The sequence below is a fragment of the Pseudomonas sp. SB113 genome, assembly GCF_040754745.1.
Taxonomy (GTDB): Bacteria; Pseudomonadota; Gammaproteobacteria; order Pseudomonadales; family Pseudomonadaceae; genus Aquipseudomonas; species Aquipseudomonas grimontii.
This window is the reverse complement of the sequence record NZ_JBFMHW010000024.1, coordinates 44,445-68,940: the sequence shown is the minus strand read 5'-3', so window position 1 is coordinate 68,940 and position 24,496 is coordinate 44,445. Positions and strand designations below refer to the sequence as shown.

At 51.4% G+C, this 24,496-nt stretch carries 24 protein-coding genes; all 24 read right to left on the bottom strand.

The window, feature by feature from the left end; translation table 11 throughout:
* Nucleotide 1: 1 nt before the first annotated feature.
* Nucleotides 2–616, bottom strand: coding sequence for an imidazole glycerol phosphate synthase subunit HisH (hisH, locus tag AB1462_RS25430; RefSeq protein ID WP_367248201.1), 615 nt, complete (start codon nt 614–616; stop codon nt 2–4).
* Complete coding sequence (locus AB1462_RS25425) at nt 613–1,746, bottom strand: N-acetyl sugar amidotransferase (RefSeq protein ID WP_367248200.1); 1,134 nt, start codon at nt 1,744–1,746, stop codon at nt 613–615. Before AB1462_RS25425 ends, hisH begins: the two co-directional genes overlap by 4 nt.
* A gap of 12 nt (nt 1,747–1,758) precedes the next feature.
* Nucleotides 1,759–2,922, bottom strand: a complete 1,164-nt coding sequence (locus tag AB1462_RS25420; protein ID WP_367248198.1) for a hypothetical protein — start codon at nt 2,920–2,922, stop codon at nt 1,759–1,761.
* Nucleotides 2,912–4,036, bottom strand: a complete 1,125-nt coding sequence (locus AB1462_RS25415) for a hypothetical protein (RefSeq protein WP_367248197.1) — start codon at nt 4,034–4,036, stop codon at nt 2,912–2,914. Before AB1462_RS25415 ends, AB1462_RS25420 begins: the two co-directional genes overlap by 11 nt.
* Before the next feature lie 153 nt (nt 4,037–4,189).
* Nucleotides 4,190–4,864: an SGNH/GDSL hydrolase family protein gene (locus AB1462_RS25410; protein ID WP_367248195.1), complete on the bottom strand. Its 675-nt coding sequence runs from the start codon at nt 4,862–4,864 to the stop codon at nt 4,190–4,192.
* Nucleotides 4,839–6,092: a hypothetical protein gene (locus tag AB1462_RS25405; RefSeq protein WP_367248193.1), complete on the bottom strand. Its 1,254-nt coding sequence runs from the start codon at nt 6,090–6,092 to the stop codon at nt 4,839–4,841. Before AB1462_RS25405 ends, AB1462_RS25410 begins: the two co-directional genes overlap by 26 nt.
* Nucleotides 6,093–6,125: 33 nt before the next feature.
* Nucleotides 6,126–7,088: a Gfo/Idh/MocA family oxidoreductase gene (locus tag AB1462_RS25400; RefSeq protein ID WP_367248192.1), complete on the bottom strand. Its 963-nt coding sequence runs from the start codon at nt 7,086–7,088 to the stop codon at nt 6,126–6,128.
* On the bottom strand, nt 7,073–8,056 hold the full coding sequence (locus AB1462_RS25395; protein ID WP_367248190.1) for a Gfo/Idh/MocA family oxidoreductase: 984 nt from the start codon (nt 8,054–8,056) through the stop codon (nt 7,073–7,075). The genes AB1462_RS25400 and AB1462_RS25395 overlap by 16 nt, the downstream gene beginning before the upstream one ends.
* A 27-nt stretch (nt 8,057–8,083) precedes the next feature.
* Nucleotides 8,084–8,845 carry an oxidoreductase gene (locus tag AB1462_RS25390; RefSeq protein ID WP_367248189.1) on the bottom strand — a complete coding sequence of 254 codons (762 nt, stop codon included), beginning with the start codon at nt 8,843–8,845 and terminating at the stop codon, nt 8,084–8,086.
* Complete coding sequence (locus AB1462_RS25385; RefSeq protein WP_367248188.1) at nt 8,832–9,533, bottom strand: acylneuraminate cytidylyltransferase family protein; 702 nt, start codon at nt 9,531–9,533, stop codon at nt 8,832–8,834. Before AB1462_RS25385 ends, AB1462_RS25390 begins: the two co-directional genes overlap by 14 nt.
* The gene (locus tag AB1462_RS25380; RefSeq protein WP_367248186.1) at nt 9,530–10,546 is read right to left on the bottom strand and encodes a Gfo/Idh/MocA family protein; all 1,017 of its coding nucleotides are present in this window, start codon (nt 10,544–10,546) and stop codon (nt 9,530–9,532) included. Before AB1462_RS25380 ends, AB1462_RS25385 begins: the two co-directional genes overlap by 4 nt.
* Nucleotides 10,543–11,589 (bottom strand): nucleotidyltransferase family protein, encoded by a 1,047-nt coding sequence (locus tag AB1462_RS25375; protein WP_367248185.1) that lies wholly within the window; start codon nt 11,587–11,589, stop codon nt 10,543–10,545. The genes AB1462_RS25380 and AB1462_RS25375 overlap by 4 nt, the downstream gene beginning before the upstream one ends.
* A gap of 18 nt (nt 11,590–11,607) precedes the next feature.
* Nucleotides 11,608–12,276 carry an acetyltransferase gene (locus tag AB1462_RS25370; RefSeq protein WP_367248184.1) on the bottom strand — a complete coding sequence of 223 codons (669 nt, stop codon included), beginning with the start codon at nt 12,274–12,276 and terminating at the stop codon, nt 11,608–11,610.
* The gene (neuB, locus tag AB1462_RS25365; RefSeq protein ID WP_367248182.1) at nt 12,273–13,358 is read right to left on the bottom strand and encodes an N-acetylneuraminate synthase; all 1,086 of its coding nucleotides are present in this window, start codon (nt 13,356–13,358) and stop codon (nt 12,273–12,275) included. Before neuB ends, AB1462_RS25370 begins: the two co-directional genes overlap by 4 nt.
* Before the next feature lie 3 nt (nt 13,359–13,361).
* Nucleotides 13,362–14,516: a UDP-N-acetylglucosamine 2-epimerase gene (neuC, locus tag AB1462_RS25360; RefSeq protein ID WP_367248180.1), complete on the bottom strand. Its 1,155-nt coding sequence runs from the start codon at nt 14,514–14,516 to the stop codon at nt 13,362–13,364.
* Nucleotides 14,513–15,664 carry a LegC family aminotransferase gene (locus AB1462_RS25355; RefSeq protein ID WP_367248178.1) on the bottom strand — a complete coding sequence of 384 codons (1,152 nt, stop codon included), beginning with the start codon at nt 15,662–15,664 and terminating at the stop codon, nt 14,513–14,515. Before AB1462_RS25355 ends, neuC begins: the two co-directional genes overlap by 4 nt.
* Nucleotides 15,665–15,673: 9 nt before the next feature.
* Nucleotides 15,674–16,654, bottom strand: a complete 981-nt coding sequence (locus AB1462_RS25350) for an NAD-dependent 4,6-dehydratase LegB (protein WP_367248177.1) — start codon at nt 16,652–16,654, stop codon at nt 15,674–15,676.
* A 375-nt stretch (nt 16,655–17,029) separates the two neighbouring features.
* Entirely contained in the window at nt 17,030–18,370 is a 1,341-nt protein-coding gene (locus tag AB1462_RS25345) for a Wzz/FepE/Etk N-terminal domain-containing protein (RefSeq protein ID WP_367248176.1), read from the bottom strand.
* Between the two features lie 263 nt (nt 18,371–18,633).
* Nucleotides 18,634–18,894 carry a lipopolysaccharide assembly protein LapA domain-containing protein gene (locus AB1462_RS25340; RefSeq protein WP_367248175.1) on the bottom strand — a complete coding sequence of 87 codons (261 nt, stop codon included), beginning with the start codon at nt 18,892–18,894 and terminating at the stop codon, nt 18,634–18,636.
* Between the two features lie 24 nt (nt 18,895–18,918).
* Nucleotides 18,919–19,215, bottom strand: a complete 297-nt coding sequence (gene ihfB, locus AB1462_RS25335) for an integration host factor subunit beta (RefSeq protein WP_008437689.1) — start codon at nt 19,213–19,215, stop codon at nt 18,919–18,921.
* 131 nt (nt 19,216–19,346) lie between these two features.
* Nucleotides 19,347–19,631 (bottom strand): hypothetical protein, encoded by a 285-nt coding sequence (locus tag AB1462_RS25330; protein ID WP_315337383.1) that lies wholly within the window; start codon nt 19,629–19,631, stop codon nt 19,347–19,349.
* A 151-nt stretch (nt 19,632–19,782) separates the two neighbouring features.
* Nucleotides 19,783–21,468 (bottom strand): 30S ribosomal protein S1, encoded by a 1,686-nt coding sequence (gene rpsA / locus AB1462_RS25325; protein ID WP_027604177.1) that lies wholly within the window; start codon nt 21,466–21,468, stop codon nt 19,783–19,785.
* Between the two features lie 120 nt (nt 21,469–21,588).
* Nucleotides 21,589–22,278, bottom strand: a complete 690-nt coding sequence (gene cmk / locus AB1462_RS25320) for a (d)CMP kinase (protein ID WP_003172653.1) — start codon at nt 22,276–22,278, stop codon at nt 21,589–21,591.
* A complete protein-coding gene (locus tag AB1462_RS25315; protein WP_367248228.1) occupies nt 22,275–24,485 on the bottom strand; it encodes a bifunctional prephenate dehydrogenase/3-phosphoshikimate 1-carboxyvinyltransferase in 2,211 nt (736 codons plus the stop codon). The genes cmk and AB1462_RS25315 overlap by 4 nt, the downstream gene beginning before the upstream one ends.
* Nucleotides 24,486–24,496 lie beyond the last annotated feature (11 nt).

The following is a 24,496-nucleotide window of genomic DNA, read 5'->3' as shown; positions in this document are numbered from 1 at the left end:
TTCAAAGTTCCGCGAAGTTTTTAAGAAGACCTACTCCAAAATGATGGCTCTTCTCCGGATGGAACTGAACACCATAGACATTATCGACAGCTACGGCACAACTGAAGTCAAGGCCGTATGAGGCGCGGGCCGCAGCATGCGAAGGCTGGGCGCACTCAAAATAGAATGAATGGAGGAAGTAAAAGCGCGACTCCTGTTCAAACCCCTTGAACAACGGATTCAGGTACGCCGGTTCTACGTCATTCCAACCCATATGAGGCAGCGCGAGACGCTCCAAACCGGGCACTGAGCGAAAGTGCCTGACGCGCCCCGACACCCAGCCGAGGCCTGGCAACGTTCCTTCATCGCTGCCATCCGCAAGAATTTGCATCCCCACACAAATACCTATTACTGGCACTTTTTTTACGAGGACAAGCTCATCAAGTGCTTCGCGCATTCCGGAAGCATTCAAACGCTCCATGGCATGATCAAATGCACCTACACCTGGCAAGATCAATTTCGAGGCACCTTGCAGCTCAAGCGCAGAACGCGCCACTGTTACCGGTATGTGTAAACGCTTATAAACGTTTACAAAGGCCTGAATATTGCCCAGGCCGTAATCAATAATAGTGATCATCTGAACAATCTTCTTTCCAGCCCTAGCGCTCCGAGCACGCGAGCACCCAGACCAATCATGAAGCGTTTGTTCTTGTAGTCGTGGAATGTTTTATTCTTGCCGTCGAACAGCGCCTGTAGCTCATCGACGCTCAAATCCAGCTTATTCGCAACGTACTCAAACTCTGACTTAAGAAACTGCTCGTCGAGCTCTGGTCGGGAGATACGGTCCAGTGCCGCCTCTCGTGTCATCTGACCTGTCATGATCAGACTGGAGAAGTGAGCGCGACGCTTCTCATAGCCGAATTTCCGAGGCATCCAGTAATCTTCATAGAAGCGCGTAAACCGCGACTCGTGATGCTTATGCTGAAACCTCTTCCACCCGAACAGACGCTCAAGAGTCGCCTCGGCGTCTTGCTTGATATAGGGCAGCAAGTTCAACGGGCGCACAACCTGCATGCCGAGCACATATCGGTAGTAAATCTTGTAAGCCAGAACATCGACTATCGGGAAGCTTTTCAATTCGCGCGAACCGAATTGGCTATGGATGTCATTAATCAGTGTCTTGTCGATACCGGGATAGGCCCCCCACTCCTCTGGCTCACGGCAGCACTCAGTCGAAAAATTTCCGCCTGTCAACACATACTTAATCTTATGCGCCTTCGCAAACTTGTAAAGCCCTGAGAAAAAAGCCGTGTCCTGCGGGATATCCTGGTCAGCAACTTGAGCTTTGAGAAAGGCCAACTGCAGACTTTTCATCTCTTCCCAGTTGATGACCTCGGTGTAGAGATCAAGACCCAGCCCGTCAACCAGCTTTTCTATGTTGCCGACCGCCTGATCGGTGTTCCAGCCAGCGTCGACGTGGAAAAGCAGTGGCCGCAGCCCCATTTTTTCTTTTGCAACGTATGCAAGGTAAGAGCTGTCTAGCCCGCCACTCAAGCCGATTATGCAATCAAAGTCGCGTCCTTTGCCGGCGACCTTGATCCGCTCGGCCACTTTCATCAACTCAACCTCACCCCGTGCATCCACGTGCCAGTTGGGTTGGATATTAGTGCGAAAGTTTCCACAGAACTCACAACTGCCCTGCTCATCGAAGCTAATGTGGGGATCCGATGTGTCCATGATGCACGTCTTGCAAATCTGGTAGCTCATGAGGCCCTCCATTCAATATTCGCCATTGGCCCTACGACGCTCCATGAATTTCTGTATGGAACACTCATTCTTAAGAAACAAAACATTTTTCCCCATCGCTTTGTACTCGTATCCCAGAAATGAATCATAAGAGACCTGATAGTCACAGTCTGGAAATACAGTGGGCGCAGCGACGCAATCGGCCAAGGAAATCAATCGCGAAACCGACTCATCGTAAACGTGACGCGGATGAAGCTTGACCACCACAAAAAAATCAAACTCACGTTTGACACGCTCAATAAAATTGATCTCAGCTTGTAAATAAGGTGAAGAGGACGCCAAAAAAAGCACCTCTTTGTCGCTACCCATGTCATCAAGTTGCAGCTTGGGCGTGATAATACCAGTTCTTCCAAACCGATAATATCGGGAGAAAGTTTTCTCGAACTCGGGATCGAAAATGTACAAACACTCAACCACACCAAATGGATGCGCAAATTCCAAATCAGGGTGAATGAAAGCATGCTGAATAATTGAACATTGGTTAGTTACGTGCGTCGCAACGTAGTCCCAGCGCTGCAAGTTGCAGTCGGTCACTATATACTTGTCATGAAGTGAAAGCCTACGTACAAACAGTGAGAACCATACAAGTGGTAGCAGATCCAAAACATGGAAAATCAGGTCCTGACGCCGTACTTTTTCCTCTGGTGCACGCGCTATAACCAACCCTATAACTCGCCAGGCTATGACCACTGCAGATAGATAGTCCTTTGCATTCAAATACTGTAATACCGCCCAAGGCCGACGACACTCAAATCGAATACGTTTATCGAAATCATCGAATAGATAGTTGAATAATTTCAGGTGTGCTGTATTAGGCAAACACACCGTACCTGGCAATCGCCCTGCGTCACGACGGAACAGAGGTGTAGAAAATATCAGGGCCAGGAAGAGATTACTCAACGACGCAAGCATCAGCATCGGCAGTATCGTATATTTCAATAGAGCCAACGCCCAGAGTGCAGGCTTGCCATAACGTTTACGCAGAGAGAGGAGAGGCATAATCTTATAGAGTGGCAGTTCTTCAGCAAAGGGCTCGGACGCAAGAAATTTCTCCTTCAGTGCCCGATCAAGACACACCTCATTTACGTAAGCTTGAAAAATCAGCGTGGATATCTCGAAAACACTTTTAGCACTCATCTTTATTCACTCGAACAAATAGCAAACGACCACTTAACAGCAAAACCCCATAAAACATCATATTAAACAACGCAATCCATTGCAACATACTTCCACGGAACATACTCAGAAAAAACAGTAATTCACAAACAAAAATAAACAAACATACTGGACCTAGACGATACCGCAACGAATACAATCCGCAAATAAACAATGAATATATAAAAATAGGAATCACCCAAAAAATATAGTAGCCGTAGTTTAAGTACAGCTCTGTTTCGATAGGCCACTGCTGGGTAGCCGAGCCTTCAAACCATTGTTCAGGATAATAAATGGACGTTAACCATCGACTTATATCATGCATGTACTCTTCAGACGGTACGCCGACAAAAGTCAACCATTTGTTTAAAGGGTAACTCACCGTGAGAAAGATATCCGGCGACATATCCCTAAGAATCATATCGTGCAAGAAGATTGTATTAAAATAGCTCAAGAAATATTCAAGCAGCATTTTTGGCGTGCTGTAGAAACCATTTGAACGGAAATACATTGCAAAACTGAAGGCCAGCGTGAATCCGAAGAATATTAACGCACCTTTCTTTATTGTCAGCTTCGCCACACTTAGCCAAGGCACACTGAAGAAGATCGCAAAATAAAATATCCGACTTTTTACACCTTGAATAAAGCCGCAGAATACCAACACTACTAACACAAATATAACCAGCAACCAACCCACACGTCGCTGGGTTCGCCAGTAGAAACCAAGTACGAAGGCCAAGAAATTCGAAGCCATAATCAACAGAAAATTTAATAGACCATACCCTTTCTTATTTTCCAGATACGTATCGCTGTAATTACCAAACCAAGCATCTGCCCCCCCCGTCACCTGAAAAAAATAAATGCTACCGAGCAATATGATTGCGCTAAAAAAAAACAAAGTGGACGGGCTTACGCGGTACTTTTGGAACAAATTTTCCGCCGGAGTTTGAGATATAAAAATCTCGAAAAACCGGGTAAAAAAGAAAAACAATGTGAAAACGTAGGCAAACGAGAAAATAGCCTCATTAGAAAGCTTGGACCAGTCGTTCGTTTTCCCCCATGGTAGGACATACACCCATCCTACCCACTCCAACATATAAAACAGGACACTTGGAAATACAAAATATAGAAAATAACTACCAAAAACGATGTTAGAGGGACACAGCACCTCTTTATTCCTAAATAACAGAAACACCGTCAACATAAACACTACAACCAGGAATATCATAAGCCAAGCCACTTCCTATATTTAGTGCTCTCGGTGAGCAGACAAAGCCGCACTCACTGCTTTATACACATGCTCATTCCCCAAGGAATTCAGGTGGTGATTGTCACTCAAAAAAATGTCGCCCACCTGATTGGGATAGCAATCCGCTAGAAAACCATTGGGAAAGCTCGCCTTCAGCACCGCGTTGTACTCGGCTACCGCCGCCTCGATACACGGGTTCTTCATGATATACGCCGCGGAGGGAGGCGCAATGGGTACTACCAATATTTGCGATCGTGGAAACTGTTCGTGCAGACGCTGCAGATTGGCTTTGAACTGATCCAGTTGAACATACCGAATGCCTCGCTTGGTAATAAGCTTGGCATAGTTACGTTTTACCCACCCATGGACATATCTGTTCAAAACACCCGGCAACCTTAATAACAGGGACAACTCTATTTTCTTAATTGCACGGGGATAGCAATCAACAATTCCGACCTGAACAACAATCACATCCGCGTCAATGGACTGATAATAGTCCTCAACCATGGATATCAATTGATTAGTATCCAGGCCAGGCACACTGACCACGCGGAAGCGAAACTCTGCGCTGCAATGATCTGCGAGACGATAGGTCCAGCACTGCTCATCCGTGATAAGCGATGGCTTTAATCTAGGCAAACCCAGGGAGTCAGTTAATACAAGTACTTTTTTCATGCGCACCTTGAGTAGTTATTCTTTTGAGCAGGAAAACAACAAGGGCACCAACCAGCAGCGCGTTGATCAGGGGCAATAAGACAATTGTTTCTGAATTGACGAATAAGTGACCATAAACAAAGGACAATGAGAGCCCGACTACCATCAATCCAAGATAAGCGGCAGCCAACACCTTTTCCAAACGTTGAGCCAAGTAAAAATTGCATACAAAACCCAAGACGATCAATACGGTCTTCAACGTCAGCATCGATAAGAGTATGCCGACCAGCTCCCAGCTGAATCGATGAACAACCAATAAAAACACCATGATAGCAAACGCAAAAAATATGACGACACTTAACAAGTAAGCCACATATTTCAACATCATCGCGGCAAATGCACCATCACGCACTGCGTCGGCACCACTGAAGCGTTTCAACAACCCTGGCGTAAAATAATACAAAACCGACGTCATGCCTAGAAAGTAAATATTAGTCAGTACGTCAACGTACTGGAAGTCTGCCCTTACCTTTTCGGCAGCACCTAAAATAGTTAACACCACACGATCAGAGGTCAACAGCACTACTAAGCCACTCGCCATCAAAAACATATATTTCGAAGAATTCAGCACTTTTAAGAAAAGGCCTTTGCTAGCCATCATCGGGTATCTAAATGCCTTGAGCGTTATCATGCAGAAAACAAAAAATAAACTTATAACAAAAGCGGCAGATGCTCCCCAAGCTCCGAAGAACCTCACCTCTAGCGCGACGTGCTGGCTAAGCCAGGCAAGTAATGAAAACGACACAAAGAACACCGACGCCCAAGTGACATTCAATGTATTTAGCAGTGTATCCCTGCCCAACAGCCTGAAGACTGTTTGACAAGCCGTTTTAAGATGATTCACCGCACCTATGAATAGACCCGCCATCAAGTAAAAATTCTGATGCGCAATCATCGCCGCCGTCAGGAGGACACATGCAACAAAAGCTGAAAAGTATAACTCAAGCCTCAGAACATCTTCCTTTTCCTCAACGCTATTACTAATTGCTCCATCACGGATCGCACCATTGTGGAAACCCAGCGCCAAAAACGTGCTGTAGGAAATCACAATGAACGCAATACTGGAATCCGCGAGTACTTGCTGGCTTATCGTATTAGTAAAAAATAGGGTAAGCAACGCGACCAGTGAGAATTCGCTATAAGTAGCCAGTACATACTTGATGGCGCCAGCGCGCCCTTCCCGCCTCATAACTTTAGTACCCTGGCAGGCTTTTTATTAACCTCAGACATAAGCAGCAATACGTGCATACAACTTGCTGTTCTCGAGATGTTCTTCAAGAGAGCAGAGCCCCGTCTTATCCGAAACCAGAAAATGCTTAACCTGCAAATACAAACCCGGCTTGTATTCAGCATCCAAGGTAGCTTCGATATCCAGAGTTTCCACTGCAACACTATTTATTAGCTGCACCTGTAACTTTTCCAAAGGTTTGAAAATAAACCTGCGCTTGTTAGTAGATATCTCGATTGCCCAGCGACCAGGTGCCTGCCAATCCCCTATATATGAAAACAGGGCGCCATCTGCTGTTTCACCGGCCCCTGAGAATCGAGCGGCCCTGCTGTGCCATGGCAGGCCACCCGTTGTAAACGTGGCTATCTGCCGTGGCTTGCCACCCAGGTAAAAAGCGAGGTCGGTGACATGACTGGTATTGGCAAAAAACCAGTTCTCCTTTACCCCCTCGGCCTTGGAGATTTTCTGAATTGTATCGGACCATTCCGTGATTTCGAAATTGAAGCTGGTCACGCCACCATCTTCAGCAATCAACTCACGAGCCGCTATCACGGATGCGAGAAAGCGTCGGTTGTAAGCGACATAAACCGTAGCGCTATGGGCCACGGCCAGCGTTTGGATACGCTCAATAGCTTCCAATGTCATGCCGCCCGGCTTCTCCACAAGTAGGTTCTTCACCCCATTTTTTAAAAGTACCTTACTGGTGTACTCCAATTGCTCGACGCTGACCGCAATGATCGCGTGTGTAATCGCTTGATCAGATGGAAAAAAAGCCTCGACTCCACCGGTCAGCGGTCGGACACCGACGCTGTCACTGAAGTTGTTTGCTGATTGCTGGCTGCGCCCTACAACAATGAATGCTTTGTTCATGCCTTGCAGGACTTTTGCATACTGCACGGCCATGGGACCTGCACCAACTAATAAAATCATAACAGCCTCGATCAGGTGATTGGGCATAGGGAAAGATCGTAATCCCCCTGCCTGTTGAAGAATTCAAGCAACCCTCGAAGGAAAGGCTCATGCAATGCAGCGGATTCACTGAAAGGGGTCAACTCGCAATCACCCTGTTCATTTGACAGTAACTGCCTTGCAACCTGATGCGACAGTTGACTCTGGTAGAGAACCGAAAATTCCAGCATCTCCTTATGCCCGGTTTCTTTAGTCACAACGGTGCACTGCCCGACAGATTCGTTTACGGCGATACTGAAGTGTTCAGTTTCTATACAAATAATGAGCGGAACTGCTTCTGTGTGGGTGGTAGATGTCAACAAAAAGCTTCGTTTACCCGCCCCCCCGGACAACGAGCCCGATACCTCCTTGTAGCCAGGGCGCTTACTCTGAACAACCACTGCGTCCAGGCCCGACATGTCGAGCGCATATTCAACCTGCCCCCCCAGCATCGCCCACAGGTCGATGAAATGAATCGCATTGCAAGCCAGCCCCCAGCTGTTGCCCTTCACTCTCAGACTCAAACTCTGCTCACGCGCAAGGCGCTTTTTAAGCTCCTGATAGATCGGAAACATCCGTCGTGGGCAATTCACCCAGACTTGGGTCTCGACAGAGGACAACAGGTGGGTAGCCTCCTTCAATTGCTCGACTGATTGAAAAAGTACCTTTTCAAAAACTAACTTTTGAACAGTTGTATTACCCAGCAAATTCTTAAGCACCTGCAATCGGCAGTTGGCGTTAGTCGCGACAATGCAAAAATCAATAGCGCTACGGACTTCGACAATGTCTGCGAGAAAAGCTATTGATTTAATGTATTCAGACTGAGCAACTTGCCCCCACCGCTCTTGAGCAACCTTGCGAGCTTCCGGTGACGGTTCTACGACCTGAATAGACACATCCGCGAAATTCGATAACGCAAGCGCCTGCAAGTGACGACTGCCCAATTGACCTGCACCTATCAGTAAAAAATTCAACATAGTTTACTATTCTTTTCTGAGCGTAAATTATAGGCTGAAACCGTCATCGACGATAATATTTTGGCCGTTTACGTAACGAGCGTGTTCGGAAAGCAAAAATTTGATTGATCCAATCACATCGCTGATATCAAGCATGCCCTTGCCCAGTGTTTGCTTCTTGTATTGCTGAAGAAACTGCTCTGGTTGATTATCGAAAATCCCCCCTGGGCTCACGCTGTTCGACCGAAAGCCGCTGTCCGCGAGGTAAGCGGTCAGGTATTTGCTGAGGTGAAGTAGCGCAGACTTGATGGCCGCATATTCTACGGGCATGGTCATGGGCGTATCGTTATAGACATCAAACTTCGGAGCCACAACACCATATATCGAAGATATGTTAACCAGTGAAAAGGGTGTTTTTTCACGCTTAAAATATACGCCGCACTGCTGCATGAACAAAAAAGACGATCCCAGGTGCAACGATAGGTTTTCATTGAAGTCCGCGAGCGTAACATCGAAGAACTTGGCGCCGTAATGCTTATTTCGCGGATACGAGCAATTGACTGCCCCATCGACGCCACTGAGAGTTGCGAAGAAAGCCTTCACCAATGGTTCATCATTAAGATCGAGCGCTGTGCAGGTCAGCAATGCACTGTTTAGATCGACGCCTTGCTGTGCCAGCCGCTCTGTCATCAACGCCACATTGATATCAGTCGCGATGACGTGAGCCCCGTCTTCCAGTAGTGCTGCACATACCTTGCTGCCGAGCAATCCTCCCGCCCCGGCTATCAATATTTTTTTATTCGTTAGCATGGGTCTTCTCTCTGTCAGCCAGAAGCATTTCGGCAATTTTGAAATCATAAATATCATCTATATCGACAGCTCGTTCACGCGGTACTACGACCGACTTCACTCGTCCCGAAAAGATGCGCTCATTGGCCAGGATGAATTCTGGGTGAGCAACATAGGCCACCGTGGTCATGTCATACACTTCTGGAGCATCCTGGCGCCGATGTATATTATTCGCAGCGCACACCAACTGGCTGACACCCTCTGTGTCACGAACAACCATATTGAAATAAGGGCTGCGGGATGCCGGCGTCACGGTTACAACAATATCCGAATCCTTATCCAGACTGGCGAGACATTGCTCAACATCCTCTACCGCACGTAACGGACTGGTAGCCGGCAAACTGACAAATACATCGAATTTATGCCCCTGCGCCTGAAGATGATTGATTGCGTGACACCATGCATGCCATTCCGGCGCCGTATCCGTCGCCAGCTCATCAGGCCTCTTGATCACGGTCGCCTCGTATGCCTCCGCAACGGCCGCGATCTCATCAGAGTCGGTAGACACGAAGATTTTGTCGATGCCGACTACCTGCTGCGCCACCCTGATGGAGTGAGCAATCAAAGGATGGTTACCTAACAATTTAATGTTTTTTCCCGGCAACCCTTTCGAGTTGCCTCGTGCAAAAATGAAGGCGTAAACGCTCACGCTTGAATATCCCCAATGTTGACGACCTGGCCAGTAGCAGCCGATGTTCTCATTGCCTCAATCAGTCGGAGCGCTTGTAATCCGCCCTCAAGACCGATTTCAGGTAGTGCGGTACCTTCCGCTACTCGCGCGAAGTGGCGCAACAAGTCAAGGTACATAGTGTTGCGGTCATAGCTCGCGTCTTCAAACAGTACGCGGTGCTCGTCTCGACCAGAGTGCAAAGTAATAGTATTATTGAGAATATCCCAAATCAGCGTGCCTTCCTGCCCAACTACTTTGCAGGTACGAACAGGCGCCCGCTGGAGAAAGTCCATATGGACATTCACCGCTAGCCGGTCTGTGCGAACCAGAAGCGCGTCCACTGTATCTTCGACATCAACTTCCAGAGCCCCCGTATTACGCGCTACACAATAGGCCGTTTTAAACTCGCCAAAAAACCATCCCAGATAATCGAGTTCATGGCTGAGCTCAAGTAAAACCCCCCCCCCCAATTCGCGGCGGGCCGATACGTTTTTTCGGTAGTCACTGGCGGGGCGCCAGTCGGGCAAATACTGTCCAACATCCACGCTGATGCTGCTTATCCCACCGACACTGCGCGCATCCAGTAGCGCCTTGAACCTCAGCGCCGATGACATAAACCGCAAATTGTAGGCGATTTCGATCCGCTCCTTGTGTGCAAGGAGCACGTCACGATGATCGGAAAATCGCTCCAGCGAATCGGATAAAGGCTTTTCGATCAGAACGGGGACTTTCTGACTGAGCAATTGAGCAGCACACCCCACGTGCAAAGGCGCGGGCGAAGCGATAATCGCAAACACCGGGTCGTCTGCGAGCGCATCGTCGATAGAACCGTAAATATGGGTATCTTCACCAACGTCCTCAGCAGATAACCTCCTGCCAGACGCAGAAATACAGCCGACGCGAGCTGAAGCGAAAAGCTTCTTGAGATTTCCAATATGACGCTTGGCAATACTACCGCTTCCGATGACCAGATACGTGGGCTGCCCGCTCATAGACCCGAAAACTCTTGTTGAGCCCTCAAGAAGTCTTCCATCCGTCCAATATCAAGCCAATATTCGTGGACAGGGAACATATTGACGTCCCGGCCATCTTCAATTTCCCGTTCCAACAACGTGGGCATATCCACGCGGGTTCCAGGGGCAACGCTCTTCACCAATTCAGGAGAAAGCAAGTATATCCCGGCGTTGATAAAGAACCGCTGAATCGGTTTTTCCACCATTGACTGAATGCGGTGCCCGTCATTCTGAACAACGCCGTAGGGCACGCAGTGCTCATACTCACGCACACACATTGTCGCGGAGCCTGTATGCTCTTCATGAAACCTCAGGAGACTTTCGAACTTGAGGGTAGTAAGCAAATCGCCATTCATCATGAAGAGTGGAAAGTCAATCTCGTCATGAGGTAATAGCCCCAGAGCCCCCCCCGTTCCCAGGGGAACCTCCTCGTGGATATAACGAATCGAGACCCCCCATTTGCTACCGTCACCAAAATGCTCACGTATCATTTCCGGCATGAAATGGGTAGATATGAAAAAACGATGGAAACCCGAACTGATAAACCGTTCGAGAATCAATTCAAGGATTGGCTTGTCCCCTACCTTTAACAAAGGTTTTGGACAGTTCTGCGTCAACGGCCGCAAACGCGTTCCAAAGCCCCCAGCCATCAGGAATACAGGATTATCACGACGAGGTTTATGCAGCAGATCGTGCAATGTCTCCAGGCCTATGACATTCCCCTCAGGGCTCACGACTGGAAGCTGGAGCAACTGATAAGTTTCCATTATCGCCAGGATACGCTCCCTGCTCCAACCGAGACCCACAGTCCGTGGCGTCGTACACATTATTTGGTTGATAGGCGTTGCCAATGGCCTCTGTTTAAGCAGAGCGCGTCGAACATCACCATCAGTCAGAGTGCCCAACAGGCGACGATCCTGATCGACAACCATAACGATACGAACCGCGACACGATCAAGCGTGGCGATAGCCTCTTCCATTGAGCACTCCGGTCCGACGAGTGTTAACTCCCAATGCTTCATTTAATACCTTCTCTATGGTTATTCGTCCGACAGAGTTCTACAACGCGCCGTCTGCCCTAATAAAATGCCCCGGGCCGGCAAGTCACGAACCATCACCGCACCGGCACCAACAACGGCGTGCTCGCCGATCACCAATCCTTGAATCACTGTTGCTCCTGCACCGATGAACGCGCCAGTAGCAACCTGAACACTTCCGCAGAGCGTCACACCGGGCGCAATGTGCACATGCGCAGCCACGCTACAGTCATGGTCCACGCTTGCGCTCGTATTGACTATAGTGTTGACGCCCAGGCTCGCATCCGCCTGTATAACTGCACCCGCCATTACCTGTACACCCTCCGCCAACTGAGCAGACGCATCAACACTGGCGCTGGGATGTACAAGTACGGGAAATCGAAAACCCATACCAACTGCGCGTTCGTAGATCGATTGGCGAAGGCTGCTTCCGACGACTTGCCCAATACCATTTATCAGTCCTACGTCCGTGCAATCAAGCAGCTCCAGTACCTCATCGCCACCCAATACCTTGATACCGCGCCATGTTGAGGCACCGGAACGCTTAAGTTCTGGGTCACACACCCCTTGAACCTGCAGTCCACTGCTGATGGCAAGTGATAGCAGTACCTTTGCATGACCGCCCGCTCCCAGCATCACCAGCGACTGAGGTTCAGTTGGCTTGGTATTCATTGCTCAATAATCTCACCGGCCTGGACGGAGCGTAGACTACGAGTACCCACCAACCCCCACAACGCGGTCGGCGGCAACCCTGCCCCGCTTCGTGCGGTTGTCAAATCCTCCCTGCAAATGGTCGACCCTGCGTCGATAGCCCTTGCTGCAACTATCTGCTGACGCGCAGCCTTGCGAGTATCCCACTCACTGGGTTGAGGTGACTTGCAACCATCGCCCAGCGCTAGCTCAAGCGCGCGAATCTGGCTGATCATGGACTTCAACTCGTCAGGTTCCAGCGACGCCTTGTGGTCGGGCCCCGGCATGGAACGGTCCAAAGTAAAGTGCTTCTCAATGACCTTGGCACCACGCGCGACGGCGGCTATTGAAATCAAGCCTCCCTCGGTGTGATCCGAATATCCAACCGCCAGACCGAAGGCATTAAGCGTGTCCATGGCCCGCAGGTTTACCTCGGCCCATGGCGTCGGATATTGGGAGGTGCAATGCAGAAGTGTGACATGGCCCTGGAGTCGCTTACGAGCCTCAGCCTGGCTCCAATTACTCCATACCTCATCCATATCGGCTGGTTCATGCACATAAGCAACTGCGTGCGCCACTATCGCCAGGGCTTGCTCGACTTCGCTGAGAGTGGCCATCCCGGTAGAAAGGACCAAAGGTTTGCGAGTTTGTGCAAATTGCCAGAGTAAAGGGGCATTCGTCAGCTCGCCCGAAGGCACCTTGAAGAATGGCAAATTCATTTCACACAAAAAACGCAGACTATCGGTATCAAATGCGGTGGATAAAAACTCGATACCTTTGCGGTGTGCATGCACTTGCAGGCCTGCATGCCACTCTCGGGGCAGCTCAAGCTTAGACAGCATAGCCAACTGGCTTTCCGACGCATCGGTGCTCTGCTTTTGATACGAGGCCTTGGGGGCGGCCTTTGAGGCCAGACGCTTGGCATCAAATGTCTGGAATTTCACCGCGTCGGCGCCGGCAGCAGCGGCGGCGTCAACTAGTGCGAACGCAAGATCCCGCTCACCGTTATGGTTAACGCCCGCTTCAGCGATGATGTATACCGAATCTTCGTTGGATGACTTCATGGTTTAACTCAAATCGTGAAATGACTTATTGGGGTCCCCGTCGCAACGCTCAAGAACATTAACAATGCTTTGTGCGGCATTACCAGCGCCGTAAGGGTTGACCGCCATTTTGCAGACAGTGGCGAATTCTGCAGAAAGTGCCTGACGAAGTGCATCTTCGATCGAACGCGAATCAAGCGCGCAATTGATTACGGAGCCGGCGGCGAGACGACCGGCCTGCCGCGCACCAATGTTGATAGTAGGAACATGGAAGGCTGGCACTTCAATAATGCCACTGGAGGAATTACCCACTACCGCATCAGCCAACGCCACCGTGCTCAAGTAGCGCCTGAACCCAAGCGAAGGGATTGCCTTGACCCGCTCTGGGTTGCGTTGAGCATAGTCCTCCAACAACGGGATAATGGCCCTCCCCCCGTTATCGGCATTGGGGTAGGTGAGAATGACCTTGTGGAGAGGAAACTGGTCCAGTGCGGTCAACAATGCACCAAAACTTTGCTTCGGATCCTCTTCAACCATGGTCACAGGATGATAAGTGACCAACAGAAAAGGTGAATCCAATTTAAAATCGAGACTTTCGGACAACTCATCTCGCCCCATTCGAGGGCTGCGAAGTAAATGGTCCAGACCTACAGCACCTACATTGAACACCCTATCAGGTGACTCTCCCATTTGGATGACACGCTGACGATAGCGCTCGGTGGCAACAAAATGAAAATAGGACATCTTGGTGATGGCGTGACGAATAGCATCATCATAAGCGCCCTCGGTTATCTCGCCGCCATGCAAATGCGCCACCGGAATCTTCATTACCAAGGCTGCCTGTACGATCGCCAGCGCTTCGAACCGATCACCAAGCACCACCAGAATATCTGGGCGCAAGCGGTCCAGGGCATCAGCAAAACCCAGTGTACCTAGCCCCATTGACTTTACGACCCCTACATCTGTATCGGAAGACAGCAGCATTTCGACTTTGGCGTCAATTGCGAAGCCGTCAGCCTCGATGTCTTTCCAGGTGTCCCCAAACTCGGGTGAAAGGTGCATACCACTCACAATCACTTGTAACTCCAAGTGCTCGCTCGCCTTAATATCTTTCATCAACCAATAGAGCAAACCGTACTCAGCCCGGGTTCCGGTAAACACTGCAATACTAAGTTTCAAACCTGCAACTCCGGTACAACGCTGCTTGGCAGATTGACCACGCGCTCCTCCAACCATAGCGCGTTGGTAAGATCCCCCTTAAGGCTCGATGAGTAGGTGGGCAAGTGGCTCATCAATTTCCATATGGGTCGAGTCATGACGCCAGCCTGATTACTGAATGCCAGCAACTCGTCCCGTTGCACCAAATCTTCACAGACAACAGCATTGAGCCAGTAATTGGAACGGCAGCCCGCAGGTTCAACGACGAACTGGAATTGACTGCCCTCAAAGAACGTCTGGTAACGCCCTGCCAGAATACGCTTGGCGGCGATGAAGGAGTCCAACTGCTCTAACTGTGCGCAGCCCAAGGCTGCGTTAATATTCGGCAAGCGGTAGTTATAACCCACCTCATCATGAACATATTCGTAGGCGTGAGGCTTCTTTGCCGTAGTAGTAATGTGCTTCGCACGAGCACCCAACGCTTCATTGGTCAGCACCATGCCTCCGCCACCCGTGGTAATGGTTTTATTACCGTTGAAACTCAATGTGCCTACGCAACCAAGCGTACCGGTATGCCGTCCTTTATAGAGACTGCCCAGAGATTCGGCGGCATCCTCGACCAACGCAAGACCCCAACGGCCACAGACCTCGACTAACCCATTCAGATCTGCGGGGTGACCAAATGTGTGCATCGGCAAACAGGCACGAAGTACACGATCACCGCCCATTAGTTTGCAAACGCCGTCATTGTCTAAGTAGGCATGCATGTGCAACCAATGATCGAGCGCTACTGGCGAAAGGCCTAGCGTGTGCTTGTCGACATCGATAAATATCGGTTCGGCGCCGCAGTAAGCAATCGCATTACAGGTAGCAACAAAGGTGAGCGGCTGGGTAACAACCAATTCACCAGGCTTAACACCTGCGAGCATCAGGGCAACGTGAAGCGCGGCAGTACCGTTAACCGTGGCAACTGCCCGTGGACTCCCAGTATAGGCCTCCATGTCACGCTCGAAACGATCCACGAACGCACCGACACTGGAAACAAATGTGGACTCCACCGTTTCAAGCACATAGCGCTTTTCGTTCCCGCCAAAAACGGGCGCATGCAATGGAATGAATTCATTAGTGCGGTATTGATCTCGCACAAACTTTACAAGCGAGTCGAGCATGGCGAGGCCTCAGACATTGTAGAGATCGGCTTTGTATTTGGCCAGGTTTTCAGGACGTGTAAACCAGTCGATGGTTTCCTGAAGTCCTTGACGGATCGAATATTGCGGTTCGAAGCCAGTCAGACTGCGAATCTTGGAGTTATCACACCATAGTCGGAACACTTCCGACTTCTCGGGACGCAACCGTTGGTCATCCGTCAGAAACTCAACATCGCTGCTCATCAGTTCGCGTATGAGATTGAGCGTGTCACCCACGGTAATTTCATAGTTGGAACCAATATTGACCACCTCACCCACGGCCTTCTCACAGCGTAACAAGTCAAGAAATCCACGGCACGTGTCAGTCACATAGTTGAAGTCACGCGTTGGCGAAACATCACCTAGCTTGATCTGCTTTTTACCGCTGGCGATTTGCGTGATTATCGTAGGAATGACCGCTCGCGCCGATTGACGAGGACCGTAGGTGTTAAATGGACGAGCAATGGTCAGGGGAAGATCAAAGGCGTTGAAAAAGCTCATCGCCATAGCGTCGGCGCCCATTTTCGACGCACTGTAGGGTGACTGCGGCTGAAGAGGATGATTTTCATCTATCGGTACATATTGTGCAGTTCCATAAACCTCACTGGTTGAGGTATGAATAACTCGCTGCACGCCATTATCGATCGCTGCCTGACAAATATTCAACGTGCCTTTTACGTTAGTATCAACGTAACTATCGGGCGCGACATACGAATAAGGAATCGCGATCAAAGCCGCTAGATGAAATACGGCATCGACACCTTTGGTAATATGTTTGCAATAATGAGGATCACGCACATCCCCATTCAACACTTCGATATCTTCCAAGCAACCTACGTCCTCCAACCACCCCCAATAGTTGAAGGAGTTATACTGAGAAAGAGCCTTGACTTTGTATCCTTCCCGCACCAACATTTCGGTCAAGTGCGACCCAATAAATCCATCTGCTCCGGTCACCAAAACTGTTTTCATCACTTCACCTTAACTTTAAATCCAACTGCAATCGTATTCATCCGTACTGACAAAGCCGTATCACTCATATCGGTATTTACATCAGAACACGCATCACACGCTTAATCCCGGACCGCATAGAATTTCTCTTTCAGCAATTTACAGTCTTTGACCTGACAACACTAGCACTCAGCCCTTACGTTGAACCGGTAATAGCTCAAAGCCATCAATCATACACCCGGCCTACCCCGATGCTATAATAGATGCCGTAGTGGGCATTTTTTGAAAAACTATTCAATCGATTCCGTGTTCGACCCCGCTAGCCCGTTGCACCCATACGGAAGGTGGCTCGGCCGTGTCAAGCCGACCAAGCCGAACAGCGCCGAAGCTCAATGGCTACTCGAGCCGACGATTTTCACCTTCGACAGCGACAACAGGCTCAGGATACGAAAAATGTCCAGGGCCGGATTCGCAACGCGCCAGAATAATAGATCGAACAAACGTAACCATCACACCCAGTGCGAATCCAAGAATCAGCCCTAGAGCAATAATGAGTCCTTTTTTTGGAAAAACCGGACTCAACGGCTCCAGAGCCTCTTTATCTATAACCACTAGCTTGAGAAGACCCATATCGACGTTGATATTGCGAAGACGAGCCGCCTCAGCCCGAATATGCTCTACCCCTTCAAGAAAAAGGTCCTCATCCTGGCGGCGATTCAGCATTTCTATTTGGCGATTGGATTGAAGCAATTGAAGCTCTTTAGCAATTTCCGCAATGCGACCCTCGCTGAAGTCGTCAGACTTACGCCGCATCAACGCAGATCGTTCGGCCTCCAACGCATCTACACCCATGAAATATAGAGGAATCTGCTGAGTGTTGATTTCGGTGCGCATGACATTTGAGCGACCATTAAGAGCGAGTTCACTCAACGAGGAAGGGGTGGATGGCTTTATGATACCCAAAGACCTGGCGATATGAATCGCCTCACTTAGTTGCTCCACACGATCATTTCGTCGGGTCTTCAGCTCTGACCTTAGCGCTCTGAGCTCATCCTGCAACTGTTCTTTACGCAGCGAGTCCTTTTCAGCCAGCAGCGCAATTTCGGCTTCTTTCTTAGTAAAATACGTAGAGCGTGCAGCCGCCAACTTCCCATCAAGCTCGACAAGACGATTTTTAACAATTACGCCCAAATCAGAAGCAATTTGAGCGCGTTCCAGCGTAATAGCATAGTTGACAAATCCATTTAGAATAGCGACACCATCTACACCTTTCAGGTAACTCATTTCGACCTTTACAAAGGCATTGAGAGCATCAGGCTTTTTCGGATCAGGCAATATAAGAGTAAAGGAGTTTCGATTGAACTCTTCAAAGCTTTGCTCAAGAGTTCTTCCGGGACGCACAAATGTCTCAAACAGTTTTTGATTCGCACGAAAAAAACCGAGCCGGGTGTCATAAGCCTCCAAGGATGCACCCACCATCGTCAGAGCATCTTTCGGTAGAAGAGCATAGACTCCAGAACGATTGAGAGCATCAAGCTCATTGATGGCGGTAGGACGCAGAACGCTGGACACCGCGTATACCGGGACAGCGGCAAAGGCATAGACAGCCGCAAGCACTCCTATAGATAGCGTGACGAGCGCAATAACTGCCTTCTGCAACCATACGACTCGAAGAAGAGCTAGCAGGTCTGTTTCACTGGATGTGCGAATCGGTGGGGCGCGGAAACTACTACTCACAACAAGGACCTGCCTTCAAAAAGAAACTGCGGGCTCGTTATGCAATGGTTCTGTAGTTTATTTTTTTTGCTGACAAGCTCTACGTCTCTGCCGAGTCTTGAAAGCTACAGAACGACTGTAATCGAGAATAGAGAGCATTTTGCCATCTACTCATCACATTACAAGACTTGACGTGTCTGTAGGATAACTTTGACTCCGCCGGGGATTTTTCAGAAGCGAATAAAAATGCAAAAAACCGTCCGCTGTCGCGGCGAGACCAGAATCTAAGTCAATCGCTCGCCTTTCGTACGATTCGAAGTCGTGCTACGGCGCCTTTTTTGCCTGACCAAGACACCAAGGATTGGCCCAATGGCCATCCCCACAATCAAAGAGAGTACAACAAAAAAGGATACTGGCAAGGGTAAAGTCCCCCACCCAAGGAACGACAAGACAACCTCTTGTTGATTCTCAAGTACAAAAAACCCGACGCCGAAGAGAATAATCAGAATTGTCAATATCAGGACAAAACGCCCGAGTCGGCACATACGGTTCTCCCTCTCCAAAAAAACTTAGACGCTCTCTTCCTCATCCTCATTCACCCGATCCCGCAATTCCTTCCCCGGCTTGAAATGAGGCACAAACTTCCCATCCAGACTCACCGACTGCCCAGTCTTAGGATTCCGCCCTACCCTTGGCGCACGGTAGTGCAGCGAAAAACTCCCAAACCCACGAATCTCAATCCGATCCCCGGTAGCCAGGCACTGCGACATCTGTTCAAGCATGGTCTTGATAGCCAGCTCCACATCCTTGGATGAGAGCAGCCCTTGATGGGTGACAATTCGTTCGATCAACTCCGACTTCGTCATATTTTTCCCTTCTTTTTCAAGCAGCTAGGAAAAGCGCTTCGAAGGTTTTAGCATGACTTGGTGAATTTGAACAGCCCATGTATCAACTTATCTGCTGTTTGAATAAGGCCCGCCATTAACGATCAACATGCTCAATTGCAGATCACGAGCATGGTACGGGTGACCGCTCCAGCAGGGTTCCAACCGAACAAGTAATCACCCTCTTCGTCCTTGGCGTCGCTGGACCTGGTGATGACCTTATAGCCCTGCATCTTGCATTCGCGTGCGGCGCGTCTCTCGCACTTCTCCCAGTTATTGCCCAGCCCCGAGCAATCGACCTCAATGCCGCTGACACCGCGCCTCGCGTGAGTTTTGGCGCTGGTAGCGGTACAGCCTGCAAGCATTACCACTGCGAGCACCACGATTAGCCTGTTCATTGAAATCCTTAACAACACCGGAGCGCCTTTATCAATACTGTATTCAGCTCTGACCCCAAGCTGCATGCCTTGGTTCTTACCTGTCGATTCAACGAATTTCAGGCAAAAAAAAGGGCGACCGAAGTCGCCCTTTTTTACAGCCTTACAGAACTTAGTTCTGCTTAGCCATTGCTTCGCGCAGCAGGGAGGCCATGGTGGTCTCGCCAGTTGCAGCTTCCGGAGCCGATTTCAGGCTCTGGATTGCTTCTTTCTCTTCAACTTCGTCTTTCGACTTGATGGAGAGTTGGATCACGCGGCTCTTACGATCAACGCTGATGATCTTGGCTTCTACTTCCTGGCCTTCTTTCAGAACGTTGCGCGCGTCTTCAACGCGGTCACGGCTGATTTCGGAGGCTTTCAGAGTCGCTTCGATATCGTCGGCCAGAACGATGATGGCGCCTTTGGCGTCAACTTCTTTCACAGTGCCTTTAACGATTGCGCCTTTGTCGTTCTCTTGAACGTACTCGGAGAACGGATCGCTTTCCAGTTGCTTGATACCCAGGGAGATGCGCTCGCGCTCTGGGTCAACCGACAGGATAACGGTGTCCAGCTCGTCGCCCTTCTTGAAACGACGAACAGCTTCTTCGCCAACTTCGTTCCAGGAGATGTCGGACAGGTGAACCAGGCCGTCGATGCCGCCGTCCAGACCAATGAAGATACCGAAATCGGTGATCGACTTGATGGTGCCGGAGATTTTATCGCCCTTGTTGAACTGGCCAGAGAAATCTTCCCATGGGTTAGATTTGCACTGCTTGATGCCCAGGGAGATACGACGACGCTCTTCGTCGATGTCCAGAACCATAACTTCCACTTCGTCGCCGACTTGTACGACTTTCGAAGGGTGGATGTTTTTGTTGGTCCAGTCCATTTCGGAAACGTGTACCAGGCCTTCTACGCCTTCTTCCAGCTCAGCGAAGCAGCCGTAGTCGGTCAGGTTGGTAACACGCGCGGTGACGCGAGTGCTTTCTGGGTAACGGGCTTTGATAGCGACCCATGGATCTTCACCCAGTTGCTTCAGGCCCAGGGAAACACGGTTGCGCTCGCGATCGTATTTCAGAACCTTGACATCGATCTCGTCGCCAACATTGACGATTTCGGAAGGATGCTTGATACGCTTCCAAGCCATGTCGGTAATGTGCAGCAGGCCATCGACGCCACCCAGATCGACGAATGCGCCGTAATCGGTGAGGTTCTTGACGATACCTTTGACTTGTTGGCCTTCCTGCAGGGATTCCAGCAGAGCTTCACGCTCGGCGGAGTTCTCTGCTTCCAGGACGCTGCGACGGGAAACGACAACGTTGTTGCGCTTCTGGTCGAGTTTGATGACCTTGAATTCGAGTTCTTTGCCTTCCAGGTGCGTGGTGTCGCGCACAGGACGAACGTCGACCAAAGAACCTGGCAGGAACGCACGGATGCCGTTAACGTCGACAGTGAAGCCGCCTTTAACCTTACCGTTGATAACGCCCTTGACCACTTCTTCAGCTGCGAAGGCTGCTTCGAGAACAATCCAGCATTCAGCGCGCTTGGCTTTTTCACGGGACAGCTTGGTTTCACCGAAACCGTCTTCAACCGAGTCCAGAGCAACGTGAACTTCGTCACCGACATTGATTGTCAGATCACCAGCATCGTTGTAGAACTGTTCCAGCGGGATCAGAGCTTCAGACTTCAGACCAGCGTGAACGGTTACCCAGCGAGCTTGGTAATCGATATCAACGATAACACCGGTGATGATGGAGCCTGCCTGAAGGTTCAGGGTTTTTAGGCTTTCTTCAAAGAGTTCCGCAAAGCTTTCGCTCATTTTAATTCCTGTTGATAAGGGCGAAGAATACGCCCATCTCCACACCCCAGACGGTGTGGGTCAGTTTCAGTTAAAAGAAGCCACCGCAGGACTATGACTGGTCCCCTGCGGCCTTCTTGATCACCCGGCGATATCGCGAATGGCGATTTCACTCAAGATGCGTTCCAGCACCTGCTCGATGGACAACTCCGTGGAATCCAGCTGTATGGCATCAGCCGCCGGCTTTAGCGGGGCTACTGCGCGCTGGGTATCACGCTCATCGCGTGCACGGATCTCATCTAGCAGACTCGACAGACTAACACCATCGACTTTGCCCTTCAACTGCAAGTAGCGGCGGCGAGCCCGCTCCTCGGCGCTGGCGGTCAGGAAAATCTTCAGCGGCGCCTCGGGAAACACGACCGTGCCCATGTCACGGCCATCGGCCACCAGGCCCGGCGGCTCCTGGAAAGCCCGCTGACGCTGCAACAGCGCATCACGCACAGCCGGCAGCGCGGCAACCTGGGAAGCCCAGGAGCCGACCTGCTCGTTACGCAAATCATCGGTCACATCGTCCCCTTCCAGGATGATGCGCTGGGGATGACCTTCCGTCGCGCCGACGAACTGCACATCGAGGTGCGCGGCCAACAGCTTCAGGGATTCTTCGTTGGTCAGGTCGACGCCATGGTTGCGTGCGGCAAACGCCAGCAGGCGGTACAGCGCGCCGGAATCCAGCAGGCACCAGCCCAGGCGCTTGGCCAGGATGCCGGCGATCGTGCCTTTGCCCGAGCCGCTTGGCCCGTCGATGGTAATCACCGGTGCTTTGATATTCACAATTGAGCCTCTTGGGCAACACGGATGCCGACGTGGGCACACAGTGTAAGAAAGTTCGGAAAAGACGTAGCAACATTGGCACAGTCATGGATACGAATCGGCGCAGCCGCCCGCAGGGAAGCCACACTGAAGGCCATGGCAATCCGGTGATCACCATGGGCATGGACTTCACCACCGCCCATCAGGCCACCGTCAATGATAATCCCATCGGGGGTCGGTTCACACTTCACCCCCAACGCCAGCAGACCGTCGGCCATGACCTGGATACGGTCGGACTCCTTCACACGCAACTCTTGCGCCCCCCGCAACACGGTTCGCCCTTCAGCGCAGGCCGCCGCGACGAACAGCACCGGGAACTCGTCGATCGCCAACGGCACCAGCACCTCAGGGATCTCGATCCCTTTCAACGCAGCCGCCCGCACACGCAGGTCAGCGACAGGCTCGCCACCCACTTCGCGCGGGTTCTCCAAGGTGATATCTGCCCCCATCAATCGCAGGATATCGATCACCCCGGTGCGGGTCGGGTTGACGCCGACATGCTCCAGCAGCAACTCGGAACCCTCGGCAATCGAAGCCGCCACCAGGAAGAAGGCCGAAGAGGAGATGTCCCCCGGCACTTCAATATGGGTCGCCGTCAGTACATGACCCGACTCCACCGACGCAGTAGCACCTTCCACCGCAACCGGGTAACCAAACCCGCGCAACATACGCTCGGTATGGTCACGGGTCGGCGCAGGCTCGGTCACCGCGGTTTTACCTTCGGCATACAACCCTGCCAGCAGCAGGCAGGATTTGACCTGGGCGCTGGCCATCGGCATTGCATAGCTCATGCCTTTCAGCGCCTGGCCACCACGAATGGTCAGCGGCGGACGCCCTTCCGGCCCGGTCTCGATCACCGCGCCCATGTCTCGCAATGGCTTGGCCACGCGGTTCATCGGGCGCTTGGACAGGGAAGCATCGCCGATCAACACGCTGTCAAAGCGTTGCGCCGCCAACAACCCGGACAGCAGGCGCATGGACGTACCGGAATTACCCAGGTAGATCGGCCCCGGCGCCGGCTTCAAGCCATGCAAGCCCACGCCATGAATAGTCACGCGCCCATGGTGCGGCCCCTCAATCACCACGCCCATGTCGCGAAACGCCTGCAGGGTCGCCAGGGCGTCTTCACCCTCAAGGAACCCTTCCACCTCCGTCACACCCTCGGCCAACGAGCCGAGCATGATCGAGCGATGGGAGATCGACTTGTCACCCGGCACCCGGATACGCCCGCTCAAGCGGCCGCCTGGGTTGGCGAGGAAGGTCAGGTCATCGGCGTTCACAGCGGTTTCCATATAGGCCCGGCGAGCCAGGATCTTGCTGAAATGCTCACGCGCCACCCGCGCACGGGTGAACACGCCCAATAATTGATGGCCATCCCCGGCATCGACCGCATCGCGCAAGGCGTCGAGGTCACTGCGGAAGGTGTCCAGGGTGCGCAACACCGCTTCGCGATTGGCGAGAAAGATGTCGTGCCACATCACCGGATCGCTGCCGGCAATCCGCGTGAAATCGCGGAAGCCACCGGCGGCGTAACGGAAAATCTCGAGGTTTTCGTTGCGCTTGGCCAGGGAGTCCACCAGGCCGAATGCCAGCAGATGCGGCAAATGGCTGGTCGCCGCCAGCACTTCGTCGTGGCGTTCGACCTGCATATGCTCCACGTCCGCCCCCAGCTCACGCCAGAGACGATCCACCACGGCCAGCGCGGCCGGATCGGTTTGTTCCAGTGGCGTCAGGATCACTTTATGGCGGCGGAACAGCTGCGCATTGGACGCCTCCACCCCGCTCTGTTCGGAACCGGCAATCGGATGGCCCGGCACAAAACGCGACGGCATGCCGCCAAAGGCCTGTTGCGCCGCACGCACCACATTGCCCTTGGCACTGCCGACGTCCGTCAGGATCGCCTGGCCCAGGTCCATGCCGGCCAGTACCGCCAGCAGTTTCTCCATCGCCAGGATCGGCACAGCGAGCTGGATGACGTCAGCACCCTGACACGCCAGCGCCAGGTCCGCCTCACAGCGATCCACCACGCCCAACTCCACCGCCAGCTTGCGTGATTGCGGGTCCAGGTCCACCCCGACCACTTCCCTACATAGCCCGCTCTCGCGCAGGCCTTTGGCAAAGGAGCCGCCGATCAATCCCAGCCCCACTACCACCAGGCGACCGATCATAGGCACAGCAG